The following is a 24,340-nucleotide window of genomic DNA, read 5'->3' on the forward strand; positions in this document are numbered from 1 at the left end:
ACGCCCCGAGCGAGGTGGTGGAGGAAGAGTCCCGCTAGGCCGGGCGCGTCGAGATCGACACGACCTTCGGCGCGCGCACGATGACCTTGACGATCTCGCGCTCGCCGACGGAGCGCTGCACGCGGGCGTCCGCGCGCGCCAGCTCCTCGAGGTCCTCCGACCCGATCCGGGCCGCGACATCCAGCGTCGCCCGCACCTTGCCGTCGACCTGCACGACCGCGCTCACGTTCTCTTCGACCAGCAGGGTCGCGTCGGGCTGACGCCACGAGACCAGACCGACGAACGGCTCCCGCCCGAGCATCTCCCACATCTCCTCGGCCACGTGGGGTGCGAACAGATCGAGCACCATCGCGACGGCCTCGGCAGCCTCCCGCACGGCGGGATCGGACGCGCCAGGGCCCTGGTCGATGGCCTTGCGGGTGGCGTTGACCAGTTCCATCAGACGGGCGACGACGACGTTGAACTTCGTCTGCTCGATCAGCTGAGGAGCATCCGCCCACAGCCGGTGGGTGACGCGGCGCAGAGCCTGATCGCCTTCGGCCCAGATCACGTCGGGGTCGCTGTCGACGTCGTGGGCGATGCGCCACGCGCGCGCGAGGAACTTATGGGCCCCCGTCGTCGAGACGTCGTCCCAGTCCTTGTCGTCCTCCACCGGACCGGCGAACGCGAGTGCGACGCGGAGCGCATCGGCACCGTGGGCCGCCAGTTCCTCTTCGAAGAGCACCAGGTTGCCCTTGCTCTTGGACATCTTCGCGCCGCCCAGGATGATCATGCCCTGATTGATCAGCGTCGCGAACGGCTCGGTGAACTCCACCTGGCCCATGTCGAAGAGCACCTTCGTCACGAACCGTGCGTAGAGCAGGTGCAGGATCGCGTGCTCCACGCCGCCGATGTACGCGTCGACGGGGCCCCACTTGTCGGCCTCGGATCGGGAGAAGGGCGCCGAATGCTCGCCGGGCGAGAGGAAGCGCAGAAAGTACCAGGAGCTGTCGACGAACGTGTCCATCGTGTCGGGGTCGCGCCGCGCGGCAGTTCCCGTCTCGGGGTCCGTCGTCGCGACCCACTCCGCCGCACCGCCGAGGGGTGACGTGCCCTTGGGCTTGAGGTCCAGACCCTCCGCCTGTGGCAGACGCACCGGAAGCTCCGACTCCGGGACGGGGACGATGCGCCCATCCTCGGTGTGGACCATCGGGATCGGCGTGCCCCAGTACCGCTGGCGTGAGATCAGCCAGTCGCGAAGCCGATACGACTTGGCGGCCCGGCCGGTGCCCGCTGCTTCGAGCTGTTCGACGATGCGGACGATCGCGTTGCGCTTGGACAGCCCGTCCAGGGCGCCGGAGTTGATCATGCGCCCCTCCTCGGTGAGGGCGACGCCGGTGCGGGCGGGATCGAGCTCGTGCAGCGAGCCGGGGTCGATCGGCTCGCCGTGCTCGTCCAGTTCGATCACGGGCATGGCCCCGGTGATCGGTGCCGTCGTGTCGACGACGACCTTGATCGGCAGGTCGAAGGCCCGCGCGAAGTCGAGGTCGCGCTGGTCGTGGGCGGGCACGGCCATCACCGCGCCGTGTCCGTAGTCGGCCAGCACGTAGTCGGCGGCCCAGATCGGCATCCGCTCGCCGTTCACCGGGTTGACGGCGTACCGTCCGAGGAAGACGCCCGTCTTGGGGCGTTCGGCGTTCTGCCGATCGATGTCGGTCGTCTTCTGCACCTGCTCCAGGTAGGCGCGGAAGCGCTGCCGCACCTGCTCGTCCGCACCCGCCGCGAGCTCGGCGGCGAGGTCCGAATCCGGGGCGACGACGAAGAAAGTGGCCCCGTGCAGGGTGTCCGGACGGGTCGAGAACACCGTCACCTTGTCGGGGTGTCCTTCGATCTCGAAGTCGATGTCCGCGCCCACCGAGCGCCCGATCCAGTTGCGCTGCATCTGGAGCACCTTGTGGGGCCACGATCCCTCGAGCTGATTCAGGTCGTCGAGCAGGCGGTCGGCGTAATCGGTGATGCGCAGGTACCACTGCGTGAGCTTCTTCTTGACGACCTCGTGCCCGCAGCGCTCGCAGTGGCCGTCGACGACCTGCTCGTTGGCCAGCACCGTCTGGTCGTTGGGGCACCAGTTGACCGGGCTCTCCTTGCGGTACGCCAGGCCCCGCTCGTGCATCTTGAGGAACAGCCATTGGTTCCAGTGGTAGTAGTCGGGGTCGCTCGTGTGCAGCACACGGTTCCAGTCGAACGACACTCCATAGGCCTTGAGGCTCTCGCGCTGCTGGGCGATGTTCGCATAGGTCCACTCGCGGGGGTCCACGCTGCGCTGGATCGCGGCATTCTCGGCGGGCAGGCCGAAGGAGTCCCACCCGATCGGGTGCAGCACGTTGTACCCGCGGTGCCGCCAGAATCGGGCCACGATGTCGGAGTAGAGGTAGTTCTCCGCATGTCCCATGTGCAGGTCGCCCGAGGGGTAGGGGAACATCGCGAGCACGTACTTGCGAGGGCGGGTGTCGCCCTCGTCGCCCGCACGGAACGCATCCCGCTGCGACCAGCGCTGCTGCCACTTGGCCTGGATCGCCGCGACGTCGTACGCGGAGGCCGAGGTGGTGGCGTGCGAGCCGGTGGATGCGGTTTGTGACACGGGTGACCCAATCGAAGAATGCCGGGGGGCGATGCGCGAAGGCGCAGGAACCCAGGTTACCCGACTGCCCGGATCACCAGCCGGGCGGCAGTTGCGCGCCCAGCGCGGCCAGGGGGGCGCGGGCCTTGATGCCCACCTCGAGCACTTCGTCCTCGACCACCGACGACCACGTGATGCCCCCTCCGGCACCCACGCTCGCGCGCGACCCCTGCATCACGATGGACCGTATGACCATCGCGACGTCGAGATCGCCGTCGTCGCCGACCCATCCGAAGCATCCGGAATAGATGCCCCGCCCCGCGCCCTCGAGACGGTGCAGGATGGTCATCGCCGACAGCTTGGGGGCACCCGTCATCGATCCGGCGGGAAAGGCGCGCGCCGTCAGCTCACCGAGCGTCACCGCCGAGCGCAGCCGCCCCGAGACGGTACTGACGAGCTGGTGCACGTGGGGGTAGCTCTCCACCGCCAGCAGCGCGTCCACCCGGACACTGCCGGGTTCGCAGACTCGCGCCAGGTCATTGCGCATCAGATCGACGATCATGACGTTCTCGGCGCGCTCTTTCGCGCTGTCCACGAGCTCCGCGGCCAGCGCGGCGTCGCGGGTGCTTTCCTGTGCACGGGGACGGGTTCCCTTGATCGGCTTGGTCTCGACCCGCCCGGCCCGTACGGCGAGAAAGCGCTCGGGGCTCGCGCTGAGCAGCGTGACGTCGCCGATTCGAAGGAACCCGCCATAAGGCGCGGGGCTGCTTCGGCGCAAGCGGGCGTAGACGGATGCCGGCGCATCGTCGACGTCGACGTCGAAGCGCGTCGTGAGGCACAGCTGGTAGGCGTCGCCCGCGCGGATGGCCTCGCGGCACGCCGCGATCAGCTCGGCGTACTCGCCCGGGGTGTGCCTCGCGCGCGCGGACCCGGCAGGCGACGCGGAGGCATCCTCGCCCGCGTCCGCGTGCCCCATCCCGGTGACCGCCGCGGCCCACGCCGCGGGATCGCCGTCCGCGCTGACCGCCCACGCGCGGCCAGATTCATGGTCGATGGCGACCCACCGCACGGCCCGCATCCACGCATCGTTCTCGGCGGCCGCGCGGGATCGGAAGACGGGGGCGCCCGCGCGTTCCGCTCCCCCGTCATAGGCGAACCAGCCGATCCAGCCGCCACGGAAGGGGCCGGCGGGCCAGGTCTGCGGCTCGACGCCGGACCCCGCGCTGTCGGAGTCCGGGCGCAGTGAGACCTGAGCGAGCGCGGTGGCCGCCGGAGACGCGGCGCCCACACCGACGTAGCTCCACCCTTCCCGCGCACGCGGCCCGGCATCGAGCCAGAAGACATCGGTGCTGTTGGGCTCGAGCGCAGCGAACACCGCTGCGGCATCCACCGACGGCACCGCCACGGCGACGGGGTGGTTCGGCATCCCCCCAGATTAGGCCCGCGCCGCCCCCTAGGCTCGTCACGTGAACGACGCGCTGACCTGGCTGCTGGACGCCGTGCAGAACGTCGACCCCGCGCTGCGCACCGTGCTCGCCGGGGTCGCGATCATGCTGGAGACCAGCGTCCTCATCGGTCTCGTGGTGCCGGGCGACAGCGTCGTCATCGTCGCGGCGACCGCCGTGTCGTCGGTCGGCGAGGGGGTGCTGCTGGGGGTCGCGGTCGTCGTGGGCGCACTGGTCGGCGAAAGCGTGGGATTCGCGATCGGACGGTGGCTGGGCCCCTGGCTGCGGGCGTCGGCGCTGGGCCGGCGGATCGGCGAGAAGAACTGGGTGAGATCCGAGCGCTACCTGCGCCGACGCGGCGGTCCCGCGATCTTCCTCTCGAGGTTCCTGCCTGTTCTGCATTCGCTGGTGCCGCTCACCGTCGGCATGAGCGGGTTCGGCTACCGTCGGTTTCTCGCGTGGACGACCCCCGCATGCATCCTCTGGGCGGCCCTGTACGTCTCGGTCGCCGCCGCCGCTGCCGGCACGTTCCGCGAGCTGTCCGAGACCGTGCACTTCGCCGGCTACATCTTCGTCGCGGTGATCGTGGTCTTCCTCGCGCTCGCCTTCGTGGGCAAGAAGGTCATCGAGCGGCTCGAACGTCGGCACCTGCACGACGGCGACGGCTCGCACCCCGCCGACATGGAAGACTGAACGGTGATGCGCACCACGTCTGAGCCACCTCTCGAGCCGCGCAAGATCCTCTGGCTCGCCCGACTGGAGCGTCGATTCCACGCCTGGCGAGAGCGTCGCGCCCGCCGACGCGGCCTGAGCGCGACCATCGCCGCATTCCCCGGGTATGGCGGCGAGGGGTGGCTGCGCATCGTCGGACGGGTGCTCATCGTCCGCGCGCCGCAGCGCACGCAGTCGGGCGAGCTGGCAAGCGTGCGCGGATGGCGCAGCTTCCTCGGCATCCCGGTGGGATTCGCGCCGGTCACGATCACCGTCGATGGGCGAGAGCACACGGTCGTCGCCGATCGCGGCGGGGTCGTGGACACCGTCATCCGAGAGCAGCTCGAACCCGGCTGGCAGAGCGTGCTGCTCTCGGTCGAGGGCGGTGAGCCGGTCGAGGCCCGCGTCTTCATCGTCGCATCCGATGTCACGACCGGTGTCGTCTGCGACATCGACGACACCGTGATGGTGACAGCTCTCCCCCGCCCGCTCCTTGCCGCATGGAACTCGTTCGTCGTCGCCGAGCACGCCCGCGTGCCCGTGCCCGGAATGGCGGTCCTCCTCGAGCGGCTGGTGCGGGCGCGGCAGGGAACACCGATGATCTACCTCTCGACGGGCGCATGGAACGTGGCGCCCACTCTCACGCGGTTCCTCTCGCGGCATCTCTTTCCCGCCGGCGCGATGCTGCTGACCGACTGGGGACCCACGCACGAGAGATGGTTCCGCAGCGGTCAGGCGCACAAGGAGGAGAACCTGCGCCGACTCGCGCGCGAGTTCCCGGACGTGCGCTGGCTGCTGATCGGCGACGACGGTCAGCACGACGACGCCATCTACACCGCATTCACCCGGGAACACCCCTCGCAGGTGGCGGGCGTGGCGATCCGCCGCCTCTCGGCCGCCGAAGCCGTGCTCGCGGGCGGCCGTACGGCGGTGGACGACCATACGGGCGCAGATGTGCCGTGGGTCACCGCCTCCGACGGCGCGCGCCTGCTCGAGCGTCTCGAGGACGTCGGGCTGGTCTGACGGCACTGCTGCGCGCGTCGCCCGCCGGTAGGGTGACGGACATGTGCGGACGATTCGTGGTGGCCCGACCCGCCGCAGACCTGGTCGGGTTCCTCGACGTCGACACCGTCGCGGACGATCTCCCCGAGCCGTCGTTCAACGTCGCGCCGACGGACCGCGTCGCGATCGTGTTGGACTCGGTCAAGACCGAGCCGCCGACGCGGCGCATCGAGTCCGCCCGCTGGGGCCTCATCCCGGGCTGGTCGAAGGACGTCTCGATCGGCGCACGCGCGATCAACGCGCGCGCCGAGGATGTCGAGACCAAACCGATGTTCCGCGCCGCCCTGGAGCGCCGCCGCGCGATCGTTCCCGCCACGGGCTACTACGAATGGCGCGTGAGCGACGACGGCAAGGTGCCGCACTACATCCATCCGGCCGACGGGACGGCCGTGTTCTTCGCAGGCCTCTATGAGTGGTGGCGGCGTCCGGATGCCGCCGACGACGACCCCGCGCGGTGGCTGCTCAGCTGCACGATCCTGACATGCGCGGCATCCGGTCGGCTCGGCTCGATCCACGACCGCATGCCGCTGTTCGTCGACGGCGCCCACGCCGAGGCGTGGCTCGATCCCGAGACCGAGAACGTGGGGGACGTGCTGGATGCGGCCATCGACGCGGCCCCGCTCGTCGCCGGGACTCTCGACGAGCATGTGGTGGACCGTGCGGTCGGCAATGTGCGTTCGCAGGGTCCGCACCTGATCGAGCCGGCCGCCTGACGGGCGTCGGCGATCGCGCGGTCAGCCGACCGGTTCGCAGCCGGCGCACAGCGCCGCACCGCCGGCGCCACCGAGCGCCAGTCGAAGATCGGCCGCCCGCGCGGCGGCCTCGTGCAGCCTGGCGGCGTCGAGCTCATCCGCCTCGACCGCGTCGGCGATTCCGGTGACCACCGTCCGCGCCTGCTGGGGCGTCGAGTATGCGACGCCGAGCACGACATCGTTTCCCGCCGCCAGCGCGCGCACGGCGTTGGCCACCGGATCCTGGTAGCGCGGCAGCCCGGACGCCTCGAGCATCGCCATGTCGTCGGTGATGGCGACGCCCGTGAAGCCGAGCTCGCCGCGCAGGATGTCGTGCCAGGCGGCGGAGAGGGATGCGGGGGCGTCATCGACGGCGGTGTAGGCGAGGTGACCGAACATGACCAGGGGTGCGCCGGCGTCGATCCCCGCCGCGAACGGGAGCGCTTCGCTCGCGCGCCACTGGGCCAGGGTCATGTCGGAGCTCGGGATGCGGACGTGCGAATCGCCGGGCGCGGCTCCATGGCCGGGAAAGTGCTTGAGGGTGGATGCGGCGAAGCGCGCCTCGCCTGCGACCGCCGCGCTCACGCGCTCCGCGGAACCGGCCGGATCGGTGCCGAGCGCGCGGTGGTAGATGAACGAACCGGGGTCGTCGGTGTAGTCGGCCACGACGCCGAAGTTGATGCCGATGCCCGATCCCTCGACGAGCGCACCGCGACCGGTGAACGCCTCGTCCGCGGCGCCCGGCGGAGCGCTCTTGAGCGTGCGCGCCGACGGGAACTCGTCCCACGGCAGGCGGCTGACATCGCCGCCCTCCTGGTCGACCGCGACCAACGGCGGCAGCGCGGCATCCACCGTGAGCGCCTCGGCGAAGCTGCGCAGCTCTTGCGCCGATCCCCCGACGTTGGCCCCCATCACGATGAAGCCGCCCACGCCGGTTTCGGCCATGAAGGCGCGCGCCGTCTGGGGCGAGGCGGTGGGCGTGTGCGCCATCACGACGCTGGCGGCTCGCTCGGGCACCGTCATCGCGGCGACGAGGCGTCGGGCGTGGGCGACGCGATCGGCATCCTCGCCGGCGACGACCCGCACCGCGCCACCGTCGTGGGTATCAGCCACGTCGGCGTGTGCGACGGCGCGCGCTGCGTCGGAGGCGGCGGCCGGGAGTACGAGGGCGCAGATCGCCGCCCCCAGCACGGCAGCGCGGCGTGCCCGCGGCATCCGACGTCGGCGTGGCATGCGCCCAGGCTACGCCGCGCCGGTGCCGGGCTCGTCGGGCGCCGCCGCCAGCGCGGGGTCCCGTGACTGTTCCTGAGCCTGCGCCACCTGCTCGTCGAGCGTGAGCGGAGCCCGTGTGACCATGTCGTGCACGAAGCCGAGTTTGCGGCGCACCGGGCCGACCAGCGTGAACGGGTAGAGATCGCCGAATCCCATCGAGCGATTGATGCGGTTGAAGCCCTGGCTCATCCAGTCCCAGTCGGCGAGCAGGCGCTGGATCGGCTCGTCCCGGTAACTCTGCAGCGGCACGACGTCGGTGTCGCGCATGTTGGTGACACCCGCATCCAGATGGATGCCGATGGCCGCCGCCGTCGCGAGTGTGCCCGTGATGTGCAGGTAATGGGCGAACGTCTCGGCGAAGTCCTCCCAGGGATGCATCGTGGCGTACTCCGAGATGAACGACTCGGGCCACTCCGCGGGGGCTCCCTGGGAGTAGTGGCGGGCGAGCGCGTCCTTGTAGCTGGCGCGTTCGTCGCCGAAGATCTCACGGCATTTCGACCACGCCACATCGTCGGTCAGCAGCACGTTCTGAAAGTAGTGGCCCACCTCGTGCCGCAGGTGACCGAGGATCGTGCGGTACGGCTCGCCGAGTCTGACTCGGAGCGCCTCGCGGCGGTCGTCGAGGCTCTCGGCCAGATCGATCGTGATGATGCCGTTGACGTGGCCGATCACGACACGTTCACCGCCCGACAGGCTCGACAGCAGGTCGAACCCGAGTCCGCCCTTGCGGACCGACCAGGGCACGATCGGCAGTCCCAGCTCACCGAGCTGAAGCAGCAGCCGGCGCTTGGCCTCCTCGGTCTTGCCCCACTTCTCGAGTGCGATCGTGTCGTCGACCGCGGGGCGACGACGAGTCAGACGGCAGGAGAAGCACTGCCCGGCGGGCGTCTCGCCGCGCACCAGCCAGTTGCAGCCCCACGTGCGGTTCGAGCACGCGTACCAGGTGACCCCCTCGATGCTCGTGTGACCGTCGCGCAGCCCGTAGAACTCGCGGTCGATCAGGTTGAATCCCAGCTCTGCACCGCAGTGCGGGCACTGCAGCAGGCTCAGGTACACGAAGTGTCGGCAGTGCGGACAGCGGGGGGTGGAGCTCATACTGCTCACCGTACTGGCGTTCCGATGCCACGAGACGCGGCCTCAGGGCGCGCTTCGCACGATCCCCGCAGGCACCCGGCCGTCGAACAGGGCGTCGACGGTGACCAGGCTGAAGCCGCGGTCGCGCAGTCCGTCGAGTATCGCGGGGAATGCTCGGGCGGTGGCGGCCTGGATGTCGTGCATCAGCACGATGCTGCCGGCTCGCGGCGCCTGCACCGTGGCCGCGATGAGCTCCGCGTCGCCCGGGCCGGCCCAGTCGCGGGTGTCGACGCTCCAGAGCACGGCCGGCATGGCGACAAGGTCGAGCACGCGGTCGTCGACCTCGCCGTAGGGCGGCCGGAACGTTGCAACCGGCTGCCCCGACAGCCCACGCAGCAGCGCGCCCGTGTCGCGCACTTCGGCGAGGATCTCGTCATCGGTCATCTTCGTCAGCGTCGGGTGGTTCCAGGTGTGGTTGCCGATCTCGTGCCCCTCGTCCGCGACCCTCCGCACGAGGTCGGGGTTGCGCCTCGCGTTCTCGCCCAGCATGTAGAAGGTCGCCGACGAAGACCGGGCGTGCAGCGCATCGAGGATGGCCGGCGTCAGCGAGCCGGGACCGTCGTCGAGGGTCATCGCCATGCACGGAACCAGATCGCAGGGCGCCGGGGCGGGGCCGGATGCCTGCGGTCCGGTGTAGGAGCCGTGGGCTGCGGCGATCAGGCGGCCACTGTCGGTCAGCAGCGGCTCGTAGACCGCACGCGGAAGGGCGACTCCGACCGGATTGTCAGGGCCCGGCGGTCGCCACGCGGCAAGTCCCTCCAGTTCCACGGCGGTGAAGCCGGCGGGCAGTGGGAGCACCAGCTCCTCGCCCGCGAAGACCGCGTCCGCGAGAGCAGCGTGGAGTGCCGCGAGGTCGGTCTCGGAGGGAGCTTCGATGGGGCCCGTGCCGAGGGCACCGGCCTCGCGTCGCAGGACCTCGACGATGTCGTTCCACAATGCGGGGGCGTCGCCGACGAGGTCGGCGCTGCGCGCGATCCGTCCGGTCGCGGTGTCGGCGTACACGGTGACGACCTCGTCGCCCGTGACCTCATCCGCCCTGCCCTGCACGATCCGCAGCCGTTCGCCGAGCACATCACCCGCGGCGAAGACGATCTCGCAGACGACCACGGTGCGCTCTCTGAGTCCCTCTCCGAGCAGCGCGCTCGCCGGCTGGGTGGTCGCCTCCGGCGCACACCCTCGCTCATCGAGCCCGGCGCCCACCGCCTGCGCGACGGGCTGGTAGGCCACGCCCGAGGTCTCCTCCTGCCGGGCGATCGCGGCGCGCACCTCGCTTTCGACCGCGTCGTTGAATTCCGGATGCCGCGGCAGCGTGGCCCACCGCGCACTCACGCCGACCTCGTCGTTGCGCAGTCGCTCCCCCGTCAGCGTGGGCATCGACGCGGCGGTGGGGGCGGGCAGCTCCGTGACGACGCGTCCGGTGACGTCCCAGCCCTCCGGTTCCCAGTCGGGATCGGTATCGGGGGCGCACGCCGTCAGTGCGAGCATCGCCGCGACGACCAGAAGCGGCAGAATCCGCGCGCGCGAGCTCACTGAGCCATCTCGATCGCCGCGAGAAGCTTCGCCAGCTCGGCATCCGCCTCGACGCCCGCGATGAGCCTTCCATCGGGAGCGAGACGCGCGAGCACGAAGGCGACCGCGCCCCGCGGACCGATGACGACGCCCGCACGCTCCCCCGCATCCGTGCGCGTGTGGTGCAGCACCACGCCGGAGCCCAGCGCTTCTTCGCTCCATGTCCCCGGCGCTCCGGAGGCGACGTCGCGGACGGTCTCCACTGCCCCCGCGTCGCCCTGCAGCGCGAACGTGACGCGATGTTCACCGTCGGGCATCGTGAGCACGGCGCGTGTGCTGCCTTCCGGACGCAGCGCCCAGCCGGCGGGCACCGGCACCTCGACCGTGGTCTGCCCGCTGTCGAGCGAGACGATCGTCTCGTGGTCCGAGACCGTCGTCGACGCCGACGCCCACACCTGCGGCACCACGAGCACGACGACGGCGCCGACGATCGACGAGCAGACGCAGATGAGCAGGATGATTCCCAGCACACGCAGAGATCTCCCCCGATTCACCCCGGAATCGTCTCAGATCCGGGCCCCGCAGCCGGTCCCCCACGCCGCATCCGCGGGCGGTCGACACGCCGTTGTCTGGGAATCAGCTGAGAACTCACCTGGCCCTGATCGAAACCTCCGGGTAACATTTGACCCACGATGCCGTATGTCGCCGAGACCGCCGACCATTCCGACAACGCACGACCGCGCAACAAAACACTGATCACCGCACCGCGCATGACCGACGGTGCGGCCATGTGGAAGATCGCCCGCGACTCCGGGTCGCTCGACCTGAATTCGTCGTATGCGTACCTGCTCCACTGCAGGGACCACGCCCGGGCATGCCGGATCGCCACCATCGATTCCGAGCCCGCAGGATTCCTCCTGGGCATGATCGTGCCGCTGCGTCCCTCGACGCTGTTCGTCTGGCAGATTGCCGTGGACACAGCTTTCCGCGGGCACGGCCTGGCTGCCCGCATGCTCGACGACGTGGTCGCCGACCTCGTCGAAGCGGGTGAGATCGACACCGTCGAGACCACTGTGACCGATGACAACGCGGCGTCCCTGCGTCTCTTCCACTCCTTCGCGGAGCGCTGGGGCAACACGCCCATCTCGAAGAGCCCCCTCTTCGAGGCCGAGCACTTTCCCGACGGGCACGATGCCGAGCCGCTCTACACGATCGGCCCGCTCCATGCCCGCGACAGCCCGACCAGCGCGCGTCCGGCTGATTCCTGACCACCTTCATCACGTCACCCGAACGACGTGTCCGCCGCGGCGTCCAGCGCCGCCTCACCACCAGAGGATCGCATGTCTATCTTCGACAAACTCGAATCCCAAGTCCGCAGCTATTCGCGCTCCTGGCCGGTCGTGTTCGACCGGGCATCCGGAAGCCGCGTGTGGGACGAACAAGACCGGGAGTACCTCGACTTCTTCGCCGGCGCCGGCGCACTCAACTACGGGCACAACAACCCCGTACTCAAAGAGAAGCTCATCGACTACCTCGCCAGCGATCGCATCGTGCACTCGCTGGACATGTTCACGACGGCACGCCGGGAGTTCCTCGAGACGTTCTCGTCGCACATCCTCGAACCGCGTGACCTCGACTACCGCGTCGTATTCCCCGGCCCGGGTGGAGCCAACTCCGTCGAGGCCGCGCTCAAGCTCGCCCGCAAGGTGACCGGCCGCGAGGCGATCGTCAGCTTCACGAATGCCTTCCACGGCATGACGCTCGGTGCGCTGTCGGTCACGGGCAACTCGATGAAGCGCGGCGGCGCCGGGATCCCCCTGGTGCACGCGACGCCCATGCCCTACGACGGCTACTTCGACGGCACCAACCCCGACTTCCAGTACCTGGAGCGGCTGCTCGGCGACAGCGGCAGCGGCCTCAACCGCCCCGCCGCGGTGATCGTCGAGACGCTCCAGGGCGAGGGCGGCATCAACTCCGCCCGCGTCGACTGGCTGCGCGCCCTGCAGGACCTCTGCCGCCGGCACGACATTCTGCTCATCGTCGACGACATCCAGATGGGCTGCGGCCGCACCGGTACGTTCTTCAGCTTCGAAGAGGCGGGTATCAAGCCCGACATCATCTGCCTGTCGAAGTCGATCAGCGGCTACGGCATCCCGATGGCGCTGACGCTCGTGCGCCCCGATCTCGACATCTGGGAGCCCGGCGAGCACAACGGCACGTTCCGCGGGATCAGCCCCGCGTTCGTCACGGCCTCCGCGGCGTTCCGTGAGTACTGGAGCGATGACACGCTCGAGAAGGCCGTTCTGGCCAAGGGCGAGATCGCGGGCGAGTGCTTCGACCGCATCGCGGCCGGCTACCCCGACCACGAGCTGGTCGCCCGGGGACGTGGCCTTGCGCGCGGCCTCTACATCCCGGCAGACGGTGTCGCCGACAAGATCGCCGGCGAGGCGTTCTCGCGCGGGCTGCTCGTCGAGACGTCGGGTCCCGAGAGCGAGGTGCTGAAGATCCTGCCCCCGCTCACCATCGAGCAGGCCGACCTCGAGCGCGGCCTGGCGATCATCGAAGAGTCCGTGGCGGCCGTTCTCGGCGCGCCGACGCCGAGCGCGCAGGAGACGGAGCTGGTGGCATCATGATCGTTCGCACGATCGATGAGATCACCGGCACCGATGCCGACATCGTCACGGAGAACTGGCGCAGCCGTCGGATCGTCCTGGCCCGCGACAAGGTGGGCTTCTCGGTGCACGAGACGATTCTCGAGCCCGGCACGATCAACGACTTCTGGTACGCCAACCACATCGAAGCGGTCTTCATCGTCGAGGGCGAGGGCGAGATCACGGACCTGGCGACGGGCGACGTCCACGCCCTCGCGCCGGGTTCGCTCTACCTGCTCAACGACCATGACCGCCACCAGCTGCGCCCTCGGACCCGCATGAAGACGGTATGCGTGTTCAACCCGCCCGTGACGGGCCGAGAGGTGCACGACGAGAACGGGGTCTACCCGCTCGTCGTTGAAGAAGAAGAGGAGGGTGCTGCCTAGAGCACGCCCCAAGGAAGGACACAGTCATGACCATGGAACAGGTGACCGACCAATACCCCACGCGGCTCGCGACGGCCCACGACCCCGTGCAGCGTCCGCATCCCACGGTGTGGGGCTCAGCGGGTGACGGACCCTTCGACGCCGTCGATCTGCAGGCGCACGAGGAGCGGGGATTCAGCATCCTCGACGACTTCATCTCGGCCGACGAGGTCGCCGCGTACAACGCGGAACTGACTCGGATGTCGAGTGATCCGGCCCTGCAGTCCGATCCCCGCCTGATCACCGAGAAGAAGACCGGCGAGGTGCGTTCGGTGTTCGAGGTGCAGGCGTTCAGCGAGCAGCTCGCTGCGCTGGCGCGTGATCCCCGACTGCTCGACCGTGCGCGTCAGCTGCTCGGCTCGGACGTCTACCTGCACCAGACCCGGGTGAACTACATGCCCGGGTTCAAGGGGTCGGGCTTCTACTGGCACTCGGACTTCGAGACGTGGCACGCCGAGGACGGCATGCCCGCTCCCCGAGCCGTCAGCTGCTCCATTGCGCTCACCGACAACTACCCGTTCAACGGGGGGCTGATGGTGATGCCGGGCTCGCATCGCACCTACGTGCCGAGCGTCGGCGAGACGCCCGACAACAACCACGAGTCCTCGCTCAAGGAGCAGGAGGTCGGGGTCCCGTCGCAGGCCGCCGTGACCGTCATGGCCGAGCGCCACGGCATCGAGCAGTTCACCGGCAAGGCCGGTTCTGCGCTGTGGTTCGACTCGAACATCATGCACGGTTCAGGCAACAACATCACGCCGTACCCGCGGTCGAACGTCTTCATGGTGTTCAACAGCGTCGAGAACGCGCTGGTGGAGCCGTTCGCCGCGCGTGAGCCACGCCCGACGTATATCGCGAACCGCGACTTCACGCCGCTTTCCTGAGGCGAACGTTCGGCGAGGGCCCCCGCCATCCGTTCCCGCGGATGCCGGGGGCTCTTTCGCGTCCCGGGGATGCACCGCTGACCGGCCTGGCCTGCCCTCTCCCGAGTGCCGAAGAGGGGCGAGCGACGAGCGGATGCGCACCCGACGCGAGACATCCTGCGCGACGGTACATCGCGGTGAAGAGGAAAAATCGGTGGACCTGAGGGGACTCGAACCCCTGACCCCCTGCATGCCATGCAGGTGCGCTACCAGCTGCGCCACAGGCCCAGATTTATTGCTGCGGCTTCGCCGAAACAACTCCCCCAGCCTACTACATGAGCACCGCGCCGACGAACGCGGGCGCGGCGTTCACTCGGGTGCCGAGTGCTGAGGCAGGTCGATGGGAATGACCGGACAGTCCTTCCACAGGCGCTCAAGACCGTAGAAGATGCGCTCCTGCTCATGGAAGACGTGAACGACGAGGTCGCCGAAGTCCAGCAGCACCCAGCGGCCCTCTGCGCGGCCCTCACGGCGAATCCGCTTGATGCCCGCCTCGTGCATGCGCGTCTCGATCTCGTCCGAGATCGCGCCCACGTTGCGCTCGTTGCGACCGGTGACAAGCAGGAAGGCGTCGACGAGGGGCAATGGGCCCGATACGTCGAGGGCGACAAAGTCCTCGCCGCCCTTGGAATCGGCAGCCGCGGCGGCGATGTCCACCAGCTCGCGGGGCGTCAATGCGTCGGTCACCAGAAGACTCCGTTCACGACGGCCACAATGAGCACGCCGACGAGGGCGACGGCCAGCGCACCGGCCGTGATCGCGAGGGTGAAGAGCAGCTTGCTGCCCTTCTCCGGTGCGGGGGGACGGATGATGTCGCCACTGCCGCGCACGGTGCTCACCGCCGCGCTCGCGGCGATGGGCGTGGGTGAGGATGCCGCGGGCAGCTCGCCGTCGATCAGCACCGCGTCGATCTCGCCGCCATCGGTGGCCCGCGGGTCGCCGCCGGCCGAGCCGAGCCCGGCGGGAAGGTTGTATGAACCGGTGATGAGGACTTCGCCGGTCGCGCTGATCGGCCCCGACAGGGGCGGCACGTTCGGCGTCTGCGACAGGATCAGCGCACTGGGTGCGGCCATCGCGCCGGTCGTGGTCGCGTTGCGGGCGATCAGCTCGTCGAAGGACGGGGGCAGCGGGGCGCCGGCCTTGTCGCCGGCGAGGAGCGCCGCGCCGAACTGCGGTCCCACGGTGACGACCGGTTCTTGCGTGCCCGACTCGGCGTCCTGTGCCGAGCCGGATGCCGCCTCCGCCTCTTTCGGGCGCGTGCCGCGGCCGGGCTCGGTCGAGTCGTCCTCGCCGCGGTCTTCCGCCTCATCGGCGCGTGCCGGCGAAGGCTCCTCCCCCGCGGGGTCGCGGCGCTCTTCGGCGCGTTCTTCTTGCGCCCGTTCTTCTGCCCGTTCCGCGGGCGCGACGAATGCGGTGTAAGTGTCGGCACCGATGACCGGCACGGATGCGGTGCGGATGCGCTCCTGTTCACGCGCGCGGCGCCGGGTCAGGGGCGCGGAGTCGAGATCGACCTGCTCGTCCGCGACGGGCGCCTCGCGGGGCGCCTTGACGGCATCTGCGCGATCGCGTGAGGCGTCGGCGACGTTCGGGTCGTCGGCGGGTGGCTCCGAGACAGGCACCTGTCCGGTGCGCTGCATCTCGCGGAGCTGCTTTCTGGTCAGCGGCTGCTCGGGTGTGCTCATGCGTGGCTCCGATAGAGGTGATGCTTGTTGATGTACTGCACGACGCCGTCGGGGACGAGGTACCACACCGGATGTCCGCGCTCGACCCGTTCGCGGCAGTCGGTCGACGAGATCGCCAGGGCGGGGATCTCGAGGCGGCTCACGTTCTCGCTCGGCAGTCCGGCGATGTCGAGCACGTGCCCCGGTCTGCTGACCGCGACGAAATGGGCCAGGCGCCACAGCTCATCATGGTCACGCCAGCTGAGAATCTGCGCCACGGCATCCGCACCCGAGATGAAGACGAGGTCGGAGCCGGGGCGCTGACGCTGCAGATCCCGCAGGGTGTCTATCGTGTAGGTCGGGCCGTCCCGATCGATGTCGACGCGGCTGACGGTGAATCGTGGATTGGATGCGGTCGCGATCACCGTCATGAGGTAACGATGCTCGCTGTCGGTGACCTCGGACTTCTGCCATGGCCTGCCGGTCGGCACGAAGACCACCTCGTCGAGACCGAGGTGCTGGGCGACTTCGCTGGCGGCGACCAGGTGTCCGTGATGAATGGGATCGAAGGTCCCACCCATCACCCCGATGCGGGGCCGTTCTCCTGCGTCCGCCATGCGCGACCTAGTGGCCGTGACCCGCCCGATGCTCGAGGTCCGACCCGTGCCTCTGCGAGAACGCATCCGCCTTGCCGGCGTGGCGGTTGGCGACGTCGCGATACGAGAACGTGATCAGGCCGAGCACCGCGAAGACGGCGACGGCGATGATGCCGAAGATGACGGTCTCCAACGCGACGTTGCCGTGGTGCGCCTCTTCGGCGGCGGCAAGCAGGGTCGTGGCAAGACTCATCAAAGGCTCCGTTTCTCGGGTGGTACGCGGTTCCAGTCTAGGCAGTCAGGCACGGGTCTGCCCGTCGCCGCGCGCAAGCCATTTGGTGCTCGTCAGCGCCGACAGCCCCATCGGACCGCGCGCGTGCAGCTTCTGCGTCGAGATGCCCACCTCTGCACCGAAGCCGAACTCACCGCCGTCGGTGAAGCGCGTGGAGGCGTTGGCCATCACGACAGCCGCATCGACCTCGGCGAGGAACCGCTCTGCGTTCACGGCGTCTCTCGTGATGATCGACTCGGTGTGCTTTGTCGAGTAGTGGCGGATGTGGGCGAGCGCGGCATCCAGGTCGTCAACGACACGGACCGCGATGTCGAGGCTGAGGTACTCGTGCCCCCAGTCGTCCTCGGTGGCCGGCTGCGCACCGGGGACCAGGGAACGCACGCTCTCGTCACCGTGGATCGTGACGCCCGATTCGGTGAGCGCCGCAGCGACGTCGGGAAGAAGGCGCTCCGCCGCGGAGCGGACCACCAGCACGGTCTCGACGGCATTGCACACGCTCGGCCGCTGCACCTTGGCGTTCACCACGATCTCGCGCGACCACTCGAGCGGGGCGGTCTCGTCGAGCACGATGTGCACGACGCCGGCGCCGGTCTCGATGACGGGCACGGTCGACTGGGTCACCACCGTCTCGATGAGCTGTGCGCTGCCGCGCGGCACGAGCACATCGATCAGCCCGCGCGCGTTCATGAGCTCGCGGGCCCCCTCCCGTCCGAACTCGTCGATCGTCTGGATCGCCTCGGGGTCCGTTCCCGCTTGCGACAGCGCATGACGCATCGCGTCGACGAGCGCGGCGTTCGTCCGCTCAGCGGCCGAGCCGCCGCGCAGGACCACCGCATTGCCCGAGCGCAGCGCGAGAGCGGCGATGTCGACCGTCACGTTGGGCCGCGCCTCGTAGATCGCGCCGACGACTCCGAACGGCACGCTCACCTGCTGCAGCCGCACTCCGCTGGGCAGGATGCGCTCATCGAGCACGCGTCCGACGGGATCGGGCAGCTGCGCGATCTCGCGCACTGCGGCGGCCAGCCCGGCCACGCGGGTCTCATCGAGACGGAGCCGATCCTGCAGTGCCTCGGACAGGCCGCTCAGCCGGCCGCGTTCGAGGTCGTCGGCGTTCGCCTGCACGATGACGGATGCCGCGCTCTCGAGGGCGACGGCGATCGCCTCGAGCAGCGAGGACTTCTCCGCATCGTTCAGCAGCGCTATGCGCCGCGAAGCGTCCTTCGCGGCGGCCATCTTGTCGCGCGCGGTGGCCACGGTGGTGCTCATCGGCTCAGTCTAGCCGCGGGGTCGCGAGCGGATCGGCCCCGTCTGCGGCCACCGTCCCGTCGAATCGGGGTTGGGCGCGAACCAGGTGCCGATCTCGGCTCCGGACAGGGCTTGGGAGACGAGATCGGCGCTGGTGACGAGAACGCCGACGCCGGAATCGGCGGCCAGACGCGCCGCGGACGCCTTTGTGGCGGCGCCGCCGGTACCGACACTGTTGACCACCACGGATCCGAACGTGTACCCCGAGAGGTCGTCACCGAATTCGACGCGGTCGATCGGGCGCGCCTGCGGATCCCCCGGCGGGCGGGTGTACAGGCTCTCGATGTCGCTCAGCAGCACGAGGGCGTCCGCGCCGATCAGGCCGGCGACGAGCGCGGCGAGGCGGTCGTTGTCGCCGAAGCGGATCTCGTGGGTGGCCACGGTGTCGTTCTCGTTGACGATCGGCAGGATCCGCAGGCCCAGCAGACGCTCCATGGCTCGGCGGGCGTTGGAGCGGTGGGTGGGGTTCTCGAGGTCGCCCGCGGTGAGGAGCACTTGCCCGGCGAGGAGGTGGAACCGGTCGAGGCTCGTCTGATAGCGCCACATCAGCACGTTCTGCCCGACCGCCGCTGCTGCCTGCTGGGTCGCCAGGTCGTCCGGACGACCGTCGAGGTCGAGGAACGGCAGCGCCGTCGCGATTGCACCGGACGAGACCAGCACGACTTCGGTGCCACGCGCGTGCGCTTCGGCCAGGGCCTCGACGAGCGCGTCGATGCGGGCTGCCCCGTCCCCGCTGATCGAGGACGAGCCGATCTTCACGACGACGCGCCGCGCCGACGCGAGCTGACCGCGCTCGGTGACTGTCACTCGTCCTCCTCGTCGGTGCGGCGAGCGAGCCGGGCCTCCTCGAGCTCCGCCCGTGCCGCGGCCTTCGCGTCCATGCGATCTCGGTAGCCCTCGCGTCGCTCCGACGTCGTGCGCCGGGGGTTCTGCGCCAGACGCGGGTCGGTGCCGCGGGGAGCGGTCATCAGCTCGGCGGCGGACGAAAGGGACGGCTGCCAGTCGAACACCACGCCATCGCCCTCGCCGATCACGACGGTGGCGCCCGGCGTCGCTCCCATCCGGAAGAGCTCGTCCTCGATGCCGATCCGGTCGAGGCGATCGGCCAGGTACCCCACGGCCTCCTCGTTCTGGAAGTCGGTCTGCATCACCCAGCGCTCGGGCTTCTGCCCGATGATCCGGTAGATGTTGCCGTACGTGCCGCCCTCGACGCGCACGATGAAGTCGCGGTCCGCCGACTTGGGACGGATGACGATCTTCTCTTCGGGAACGCGGGCGGCGACCTCGGCACGATGCGCCAAGACGATCTCGCCCAGAGCGAACGTCAGTGGACGCAGCCCATCGCGGCTCACGGCCGAGATGTCGAAGACGCGGTAGCCACGCGCTTCGAGATCGGGGCGGATCATGTCGGCGAGCTCCCGCGCCTCAGGCACGTCCAGCTTGTTCAGCGCAACCAGCGCGGGCCGTTCCAACAGCGGTGTCTGGCCCTCTGGGACCGGATACGCCCGCAGCTCCGCCTCGATCGTCTCGAGGTCGCTCAGCGGATCGCGGCCGGGATCGAGTGTCGCGCAGTCCAGAACGTGCACGAGTGCGCTGCACCGTTCCACATGCCGCAGGAATTCGAGCCCGAGACCGCGCCCTTCGCTCGCTCCCTCGATCAGTCCGGGTACATCAGCGACCGTGTAGCGTGCGTCCCCGGCCTCGACGACGCCCAGATTGGGATGCAGTGTCGTGAACGGATACTCGGCGATCTTGGGCCGTGCGGCCGAGATGGCCGCGATGAGACTCGACTTGCCCGCCGACGGAAAGCCGACGAGCGCCACGTCGGCAACCGTCTTCAGTTCGAGGACGACGTCGCCTTCCCAGCCGGGCGTGCCGAGCAGCGCGAACCCGGGAGCCTTGCGCTTGGGCGAGGACAGGGCAGCATTGCCGAGTCCGCCCTGCCCCCCGGGCGCGGCGATGAAGCGCATGCCCGGCTCGATGAGATCGGCGAGCACAGCGCCACCGGGATCCTTCACCACCGTGCCGAGGGGCACCGGCAGCTCGAGGCTCTCGCCCGCTGCACCCTGGCGCATGTCCCCCATGCCGAATCCGCCGTTGCCGCCGGACCGGTGCGGGGAATGGTGGAAGGACAGCAGGGTCGTCACCTGCGGGTCCGCGACAAGCACGACGTCGCCTCCGTTGCCGCCGTTGGCGCCATCGGGGCCCGCGAGGGGCTTGAACTTCTCACGCCGCACCGAGACGCACCCGTTGCCGCCCCTGCCGCCGGTCAGATGAAGCGTCACCCGGTCCACGAAGGTGACCATTGTGCACCCCTCCTACGTAAGCGTGAGGGGGCGAGCCGAAGCCCGCCCCCTCACGAAAGCATGTCCGCCTGCGCGGATGGTCGTCGTCGTGACGACGTCGCGCCTCAGGAGGCGGCGACGATGTTGACGACCTTGCGGCCACCCTTGCGGCCGAATTCGACGGAGCCCGCCTCGAGAGCGAACAGCGTGTCGTCTCCCCCGCGCCCCACGTTCGAGCCCGGGTGGAAGTGCGTGCCGCGCTGGCGCACGATGATCTCGCCGGCGCTGACGACCTGGCCGCCGAAGCGCTTGACGCCGAGCCTCTGTGCGTTGGAATCGCGGCCGTTCCGGGTGGAGCTTGCGCCCTTCTTATGTGCCATCTCTGGATCTCCCTGCGCCTACTTGATTCCGGTGACCTTGACGCGCGTGAGGTCCTGGCGGTGCCCCTGGCGCTTCTTGTAGCCGGTCTTGTTCTTGAACTTCTGGATGACGATCTTGGGGCCGCGCGAGTTGCCGACGACCTCGGCCGTCACGCTCACCTTGGCGAGCTTGTCGGCGTCGGTCGTGACGGTGTCGCCATCGACGAGCAGCACGGCGGGCAGCTGGACCTTCTCGCCCGCGGCGGCCTTCAGGCGGTCGAGCACGACGATCGAACCCACCTCGACCTTCTCCTGGCGGCCTCCGGCGCGCACTACTGCGTAAACCACTTCACACCTGTTTCTCTGGGGAGCTGGACGCTCCGGATGTCACGGAAAGACTTCGCCTTCTTGAGCCTGGACTCGAAGGATCGGTGCGGACCTGTGACGGTCAGCGTGCCACGCGGAGTGGCAATCGACGCACCAAGGGTCTACTGTACCGGATCAATCGATTCTTCGGCAAAGCGACCGGCGCGTGTCGACCTCCGTCGACGTCGCTGCGCTCATCGGGCGCCGGGATGAGCCCGGTCATAGACTGGCCACCCATGGCCATCCTGATCGACACCCCGCGCTGGCCCGCACACGGCAGGCTGTGGGCGCACCTGATCAGCGACGAATCGCTGGTCGAGCTGCATCGGTTCGCCGCAGCCAACGACATCCCGGCACGGGCCTTCGATCTGGACCACTACGACGTGCCGGAGGATGCCGTGTCCCGGCTGACGGCAGCGGGTGCCCACCCCGTGTCGGGGCGGGAACTCGTGCTCGCACTGCGGCGATCCGGGTTGCGCATCTCGGCACGGGAGCGGCGCGCGCCGGCCTGATCAGTCCTCGGTCGAGGTCGACATGACGACGGGCGTGCCCGTCACGACGCCGGTCGAGACACGACGCCGGGTGGCACGCCCCTCCCCCGGAGCCTTCGGCTCGGGAAGCGCCTGGAGAACCGAGTCGAGCAGCTGCTCCTTCTCGCTCTTGGGCGTCGACGGGCGTGACTCGGTCCGCTGTTCGCCGCGCTTGCGCCGCTTCTTGGGGCGCTCTTCATCGTTCTCCGGGGGGCTGGTGCGCGGTCCCTCAGGAAGCGTGATGAGCTCGTCGACCGTCGCCGCTGGTGCGGGCGCCGCCTGAGCCTGTTCCGCCGGCGCATCCTGCCCGGAGCCGAGTGTGGACGCGGCGATCTGAGCCAGCGCTGTCTTGACCCCCTCGGTGATCACGTGGGTGCCCCCGGACGGGGCCGCGGCCGGCTGCTGGTTCGACCCGGAGGATCCGCGCGAGCGGCGCCCCGAGCCAGAGTTCGATCCGGAGGAGCGGTGCTTGACGACCGGGTCGTGATGGACGATGAGGCCCCGGCCGGCGCACGTCTCACACGCCTCGCTGAACGTCTCGAGCAGGCCCAAGCCGAGCTTCTTGCGCGTCATCTGCACCAGGCCCAGCGAGGTGACCTCGGCGACCTGGTGCTTCGTGCGGTCACGACTCAGGCATTCGACGAGACGGCGCAGCACGAGATCACGGTTGGTCTCGAGCACCATGTCGATGAAGTCGACGACGATGATGCCCCCGATGTCGCGAAGGCGCAGCTGGCGCACGATCTCTTCGGCGGCCTCGAGGTTGTTCTTCGTGACCGTCTCTTCGAGGTTTCCGCCCGACCCGACGAACTTGCCGGTGTTCACGTCGACGACGGTCATGGCCTCGGTGCGGTCGATGACGAGGGAGCCGCCCGAGGGAAGCCAGACCTTGCGATCGAGCGCCTTCTCGATCTGCTCGGTGATGCGGTACTCGTCGAACGGGTCGTGCTCGCCCTCGAAGCGCTCGACGCGCTCGAGCAGATCCGGTGCGACCGCCTCGAGATATCCCTGAATGGTTCCGTAGGCGTCGTCGCCCTGGATGAGCATCTTCGTGAAGTCCTCGTTGAAGACGTCACGAACGATCTTGACGAGCAGGTCGGGCTCGGAGTGCAGCATCGACGGGGCCTGCACCTTGTCGACCTGCGAGCTGATGTGATCCCACTGGGTGGTGAGCCGGTTGACGTCCCGCGTGAGCTGATCCTCGGTAGCCCCCTCGGCGGCGGTCCGGACGATGACGCCGGACGATTCCGGCAGCACCTCCTTGAGGATGCGCTTCAGGCGTGTGCGCTCCGTGTCGGGCAGTTTGCGGGAGATGCCGTTCATGGCGCCGCCGGGCACGTACACGAGGTAGCGGCCGGGCAGGGAGATCTGGCTCGTGAGGCGCGCGCCCTTGTGGCCGACCGGGTCCTTCGTCACCTGCACCAGCACCCTGTCGCCGGATTTCAGCGCCAGCTCGATACGGCGCGGTTGGTTGCCCGTCTCGACGCCGTCCCAGTCGACCTCACCCGAGTAGAGCACCGCGTTGCGGCCGCGACCGATGTCGACGAACGCCGCCTCCATGCTCGGGAGCACGTTCTGCACCCGCCCGACGTAGACGTTGCCGATCAGCGAGGCGTCCTGGTTGCGGGCCACGTAGTGCTCGACGAGCACGTCGTCCTCGAGCACCGCGATCTGGGTGCGCCCACCCTTGGAGCGCACGACCATCAGCCGGTCGACCCCCTCGCGACGGGCGAGGAACTCGGCCTCGGTCACGACGGTGCGACGCCGGCCGGCCTCGCGCCCGTCCCTGCGGCGCTGCTTCTTGGCTTCGAGGCGAGTGGAGCCCTTGACACGCTGGGGCTCGGTGATGGCCTCGACGGCACGCGCCTTGCGCGAGCCGGCGTTGTCGTCGGCGGAATCCGCGTCACCGCCGGCGCTGTCGCCCGACCGGCGGCGGTTGCGCCGCCGAGAGCGACCGGACGAGCCCTGCTCGCTCGCGCCGTCGCGGCGCCGAGTGCCCTCGGCCCGGTCGTCCTGATCGTCGTCGTCCTGGCGCGCGGGGAGCGGGGGCAGCTCGGGGGCGTAGAAGTGCAGCTGCGTCGAGACCTGTGAGACGAAGTTCTCGGGGATCAGTCCCAGCGCCGCAGCGGTCAGCGGTCCGCCGCCCGTTCCCGCGGGCCCGTCTTCGGTCGCGGGCGTCTGGCTGTCCTGGGGCTGATCAGCCGCATCCCCCTGGTCGGCCGGGTCGGGCTTCTCGCCCGCGGCGGGCCGGTCGCTCGAGGCGTCCGGGGCACCGGAGGCGGACGCCTGCTCGTCGCCGGCAGGCGAGGCCGGCGGAGTCATCTGCTCGCCGGACCGCTCGTCACCCGCGTTCGGCGAGTGATCGGGCTGTTCGGCGTGCGGGTCGCTCCCACCGCCGTCGGGCACCGTCACCGGTGCCGTGTCGTGCAGGTCGTTTCGGTCGTTGTCATTGTTTCCATCAGCCATCGCTGGCGCACTCCCTGCGGG

Annotated in this window: 24 protein-coding genes and 1 tRNA gene; 8 read left to right on the plus strand and 17 right to left on the minus strand. The window is 69.5% G+C overall.

From position 1 onward, the window contains the following. Positions 1 to 34 precede the first annotated feature (34 nt). Together leuS and pabB are read right to left on the minus strand one after the other, a co-directional pair. Entirely contained in the window at positions 35 to 2,620 is a 2,586-nt protein-coding gene (leuS, locus tag M4I32_RS01500) for a leucine--tRNA ligase (protein ID WP_319032715.1), read from the minus strand. A gap of 73 nt (positions 2,621 to 2,693) precedes the next feature. After that, positions 2,694 to 4,025: an aminodeoxychorismate synthase component I gene (gene pabB, locus M4I32_RS01505; RefSeq protein ID WP_319032716.1), complete on the minus strand. Its 1,332-nt coding sequence runs from the start codon at positions 4,023 to 4,025 to the stop codon at positions 2,694 to 2,696. 40 nt (positions 4,026 to 4,065) lie between these two features. On the opposite strand from pabB, the gene M4I32_RS01510 reads away from it, so the two are divergent. The 3 genes from M4I32_RS01510 to M4I32_RS01520 are packed head-to-tail and all read left to right on the plus strand — an operon-like array spanning position 4,066 to position 6,530. Next, entirely contained in the window at positions 4,066 to 4,737 is a 672-nt protein-coding gene (locus tag M4I32_RS01510; RefSeq protein ID WP_319032717.1) for a DedA family protein, read from the plus strand. A gap of 6 nt (positions 4,738 to 4,743) precedes the next feature. Then, positions 4,744 to 5,778: an App1 family protein gene (locus M4I32_RS01515; RefSeq protein WP_319032718.1), complete on the plus strand. Its 1,035-nt coding sequence runs from the start codon at positions 4,744 to 4,746 to the stop codon at positions 5,776 to 5,778. A gap of 41 nt (positions 5,779 to 5,819) precedes the next feature. After that, positions 5,820 to 6,530 (plus strand): SOS response-associated peptidase, encoded by a 711-nt coding sequence (locus M4I32_RS01520; protein ID WP_319032719.1) that lies wholly within the window; start codon positions 5,820 to 5,822, stop codon positions 6,528 to 6,530. A 21-nt stretch (positions 6,531 to 6,551) separates the two neighbouring features. Here the strand turns inward: M4I32_RS01520 and M4I32_RS01525 are convergent, their stop codons facing one another. From M4I32_RS01525 to M4I32_RS01540, 4 genes are read right to left on the minus strand one after another with little or no spacing between them, the layout of a single operon-like run. Beyond that, a complete protein-coding gene (locus M4I32_RS01525; protein ID WP_319032720.1) occupies positions 6,552 to 7,781 on the minus strand; it encodes a glycoside hydrolase family 3 N-terminal domain-containing protein in 1,230 nt (409 codons plus the stop codon). Positions 7,782 to 7,790: 9 nt separating this feature from the next. Then, positions 7,791 to 8,915 carry a putative zinc-binding metallopeptidase gene (locus tag M4I32_RS01530; RefSeq protein WP_319032721.1) on the minus strand — a complete coding sequence of 375 codons (1,125 nt, stop codon included), beginning with the start codon at positions 8,913 to 8,915 and terminating at the stop codon, positions 7,791 to 7,793. Positions 8,916 to 8,957: 42 nt separating this feature from the next. Continuing rightward, the gene (locus M4I32_RS01535) at positions 8,958 to 10,484 is read right to left on the minus strand and encodes a polysaccharide deacetylase family protein (RefSeq protein ID WP_319032722.1); all 1,527 of its coding nucleotides are present in this window, start codon (positions 10,482 to 10,484) and stop codon (positions 8,958 to 8,960) included. Beyond that, positions 10,481 to 11,017, minus strand: coding sequence for a hypothetical protein (locus M4I32_RS01540; protein ID WP_319032723.1), 537 nt, complete (start codon positions 11,015 to 11,017; stop codon positions 10,481 to 10,483). Before M4I32_RS01540 ends, M4I32_RS01535 begins: the two co-directional genes overlap by 4 nt. Before the next feature lie 138 nt (positions 11,018 to 11,155). On the opposite strand from M4I32_RS01540, the gene ectA reads away from it, so the two are divergent. The 4 genes from ectA to thpD all read left to right on the plus strand — a co-directional run bounded on the left by ectA (position 11,156) and on the right by thpD (position 14,420). Then, complete coding sequence (gene ectA, locus M4I32_RS01545) at positions 11,156 to 11,731, plus strand: diaminobutyrate acetyltransferase (RefSeq protein WP_319032724.1); 576 nt, start codon at positions 11,156 to 11,158, stop codon at positions 11,729 to 11,731. A gap of 72 nt (positions 11,732 to 11,803) precedes the next feature. Continuing rightward, positions 11,804 to 13,096 (plus strand): diaminobutyrate--2-oxoglutarate transaminase, encoded by a 1,293-nt coding sequence (ectB, locus tag M4I32_RS01550; protein ID WP_319032725.1) that lies wholly within the window; start codon positions 11,804 to 11,806, stop codon positions 13,094 to 13,096. After that, complete coding sequence (locus tag M4I32_RS01555; protein WP_319032726.1) at positions 13,093 to 13,500, plus strand: ectoine synthase; 408 nt, start codon at positions 13,093 to 13,095, stop codon at positions 13,498 to 13,500. Before ectB ends, M4I32_RS01555 begins: the two co-directional genes overlap by 4 nt. Positions 13,501 to 13,526: 26 nt before the next feature. Next, on the plus strand, positions 13,527 to 14,420 hold the full coding sequence (gene thpD, locus M4I32_RS01560; RefSeq protein WP_319032727.1) for an ectoine hydroxylase: 894 nt from the start codon (positions 13,527 to 13,529) through the stop codon (positions 14,418 to 14,420). Positions 14,421 to 14,614: 194 nt separating this feature from the next. On the opposite strand, the gene M4I32_RS01565 is transcribed toward thpD, so the two are convergent. The 10 genes from M4I32_RS01565 to rplU all read right to left on the minus strand — a co-directional run bounded on the left by M4I32_RS01565 (position 14,615) and on the right by rplU (position 21,305). Then, a tRNA-Ala gene (locus M4I32_RS01565) sits at positions 14,615 to 14,687 on the minus strand. A gap of 81 nt (positions 14,688 to 14,768) precedes the next feature. Then, positions 14,769 to 15,146, minus strand: a complete 378-nt coding sequence (rsfS, locus tag M4I32_RS01570; protein WP_319032728.1) for a ribosome silencing factor — start codon at positions 15,144 to 15,146, stop codon at positions 14,769 to 14,771. Next, the gene (locus tag M4I32_RS01575) at positions 15,143 to 16,141 is read right to left on the minus strand and encodes a hypothetical protein (RefSeq protein WP_319032729.1); all 999 of its coding nucleotides are present in this window, start codon (positions 16,139 to 16,141) and stop codon (positions 15,143 to 15,145) included. The genes rsfS and M4I32_RS01575 overlap by 4 nt, the downstream gene beginning before the upstream one ends. Beyond that, positions 16,138 to 16,737 carry a nicotinate-nucleotide adenylyltransferase gene (nadD, locus tag M4I32_RS01580; protein ID WP_319032730.1) on the minus strand — a complete coding sequence of 200 codons (600 nt, stop codon included), beginning with the start codon at positions 16,735 to 16,737 and terminating at the stop codon, positions 16,138 to 16,140. The genes M4I32_RS01575 and nadD overlap by 4 nt, the downstream gene beginning before the upstream one ends. Positions 16,738 to 16,744: 7 nt before the next feature. Continuing rightward, positions 16,745 to 16,969 (minus strand): hypothetical protein, encoded by a 225-nt coding sequence (locus M4I32_RS01585; protein ID WP_319032731.1) that lies wholly within the window; start codon positions 16,967 to 16,969, stop codon positions 16,745 to 16,747. Between the two features lie 45 nt (positions 16,970 to 17,014). Then, entirely contained in the window at positions 17,015 to 18,274 is a 1,260-nt protein-coding gene (locus tag M4I32_RS01590; RefSeq protein WP_319032732.1) for a glutamate-5-semialdehyde dehydrogenase, read from the minus strand. Between the two features lie 9 nt (positions 18,275 to 18,283). Then, complete coding sequence (gene proB / locus M4I32_RS01595; protein WP_319032733.1) at positions 18,284 to 19,120, minus strand: glutamate 5-kinase; 837 nt, start codon at positions 19,118 to 19,120, stop codon at positions 18,284 to 18,286. Next, positions 19,117 to 20,619, minus strand: coding sequence for a GTPase ObgE (obgE, locus tag M4I32_RS01600; protein WP_319032734.1), 1,503 nt, complete (start codon positions 20,617 to 20,619; stop codon positions 19,117 to 19,119). The genes proB and obgE overlap by 4 nt, the downstream gene beginning before the upstream one ends. A gap of 104 nt (positions 20,620 to 20,723) precedes the next feature. Continuing rightward, positions 20,724 to 20,978 carry a 50S ribosomal protein L27 gene (rpmA, locus tag M4I32_RS01605; protein WP_319032735.1) on the minus strand — a complete coding sequence of 85 codons (255 nt, stop codon included), beginning with the start codon at positions 20,976 to 20,978 and terminating at the stop codon, positions 20,724 to 20,726. Between the two features lie 18 nt (positions 20,979 to 20,996). After that, positions 20,997 to 21,305: a 50S ribosomal protein L21 gene (rplU, locus tag M4I32_RS01610; RefSeq protein ID WP_319032736.1), complete on the minus strand. Its 309-nt coding sequence runs from the start codon at positions 21,303 to 21,305 to the stop codon at positions 20,997 to 20,999. Between the two features lie 254 nt (positions 21,306 to 21,559). Here rplU and M4I32_RS01615 point away from each other — a divergent pair, with 254 nt between their 5' ends. Continuing rightward, a complete protein-coding gene (locus M4I32_RS01615; protein ID WP_319032737.1) occupies positions 21,560 to 21,835 on the plus strand; it encodes a DUF4031 domain-containing protein in 276 nt (91 codons plus the stop codon). Here M4I32_RS01615 and M4I32_RS01620 read toward each other — a convergent pair whose 3' ends face one another. Further along, positions 21,836 to 24,319, minus strand: a complete 2,484-nt coding sequence (locus M4I32_RS01620) for an Rne/Rng family ribonuclease (RefSeq protein WP_319032738.1) — start codon at positions 24,317 to 24,319, stop codon at positions 21,836 to 21,838. Positions 24,320 to 24,340: the final 21 nt, after the last annotated feature.

The organism is Microbacterium sp. LRZ72 (assembly GCF_033792225.1).
Lineage (GTDB): Bacteria > Actinomycetota > Actinomycetes > Actinomycetales > Microbacteriaceae > Microbacterium.

What these genes read in the sequence shown, in the direction of transcription:
- M4I32_RS01515 (WP_319032718.1), top strand. Translation starts at nt 4,744, where the DNA reads ATGCGCACCACGTCTGAGCCACCTCTCGAGCCGCGCAAGATCCTCTGG.
- ectA (WP_319032724.1), top strand. Translation starts at nt 11,156, where the DNA reads ATGCCGTATGTCGCCGAGACCGCCGACCATTCCGACAACGCACGACCG.
- pabB (WP_319032716.1), bottom strand. Translation starts at nt 4,025, where the DNA reads ATGCCGAACCACCCCGTCGCCGTGGCGGTGCCGTCGGTGGATGCCGCA.
- M4I32_RS01575 (WP_319032729.1), bottom strand. Translation starts at nt 16,141, where the DNA reads ATGAGCACACCCGAGCAGCCGCTGACCAGAAAGCAGCTCCGCGAGATG.
- obgE (WP_319032734.1), bottom strand. Translation starts at nt 20,619, where the DNA reads ATGGTCACCTTCGTGGACCGGGTGACGCTTCATCTGACCGGCGGCAGG.
- nadD (WP_319032730.1), bottom strand. Translation starts at nt 16,737, where the DNA reads ATGGCGGACGCAGGAGAACGGCCCCGCATCGGGGTGATGGGTGGGACC.
- M4I32_RS01615 (WP_319032737.1), top strand. Translation starts at nt 21,560, where the DNA reads ATGGCCATCCTGATCGACACCCCGCGCTGGCCCGCACACGGCAGGCTG.
- M4I32_RS01590 (WP_319032732.1), bottom strand. Translation starts at nt 18,274, where the DNA reads ATGAGCACCACCGTGGCCACCGCGCGCGACAAGATGGCCGCCGCGAAG.
- M4I32_RS01555 (WP_319032726.1), top strand. Translation starts at nt 13,093, where the DNA reads ATGATCGTTCGCACGATCGATGAGATCACCGGCACCGATGCCGACATC.
- thpD (WP_319032727.1), top strand. Translation starts at nt 13,527, where the DNA reads ATGACCATGGAACAGGTGACCGACCAATACCCCACGCGGCTCGCGACG.
- rpmA (WP_319032735.1), bottom strand. Translation starts at nt 20,978, where the DNA reads ATGGCACATAAGAAGGGCGCAAGCTCCACCCGGAACGGCCGCGATTCC.
- M4I32_RS01530 (WP_319032721.1), bottom strand. Translation starts at nt 8,915, where the DNA reads ATGAGCTCCACCCCCCGCTGTCCGCACTGCCGACACTTCGTGTACCTG.
- M4I32_RS01620 (WP_319032738.1), bottom strand. Translation starts at nt 24,319, where the DNA reads ATGGCTGATGGAAACAATGACAACGACCGAAACGACCTGCACGACACG.
- M4I32_RS01525 (WP_319032720.1), bottom strand. Translation starts at nt 7,781, where the DNA reads ATGCCACGCCGACGTCGGATGCCGCGGGCACGCCGCGCTGCCGTGCTG.
- M4I32_RS01520 (WP_319032719.1), top strand. Translation starts at nt 5,820, where the DNA reads ATGTGCGGACGATTCGTGGTGGCCCGACCCGCCGCAGACCTGGTCGGG.
- ectB (WP_319032725.1), top strand. Translation starts at nt 11,804, where the DNA reads ATGTCTATCTTCGACAAACTCGAATCCCAAGTCCGCAGCTATTCGCGC.
- M4I32_RS01585 (WP_319032731.1), bottom strand. Translation starts at nt 16,969, where the DNA reads ATGAGTCTTGCCACGACCCTGCTTGCCGCCGCCGAAGAGGCGCACCAC.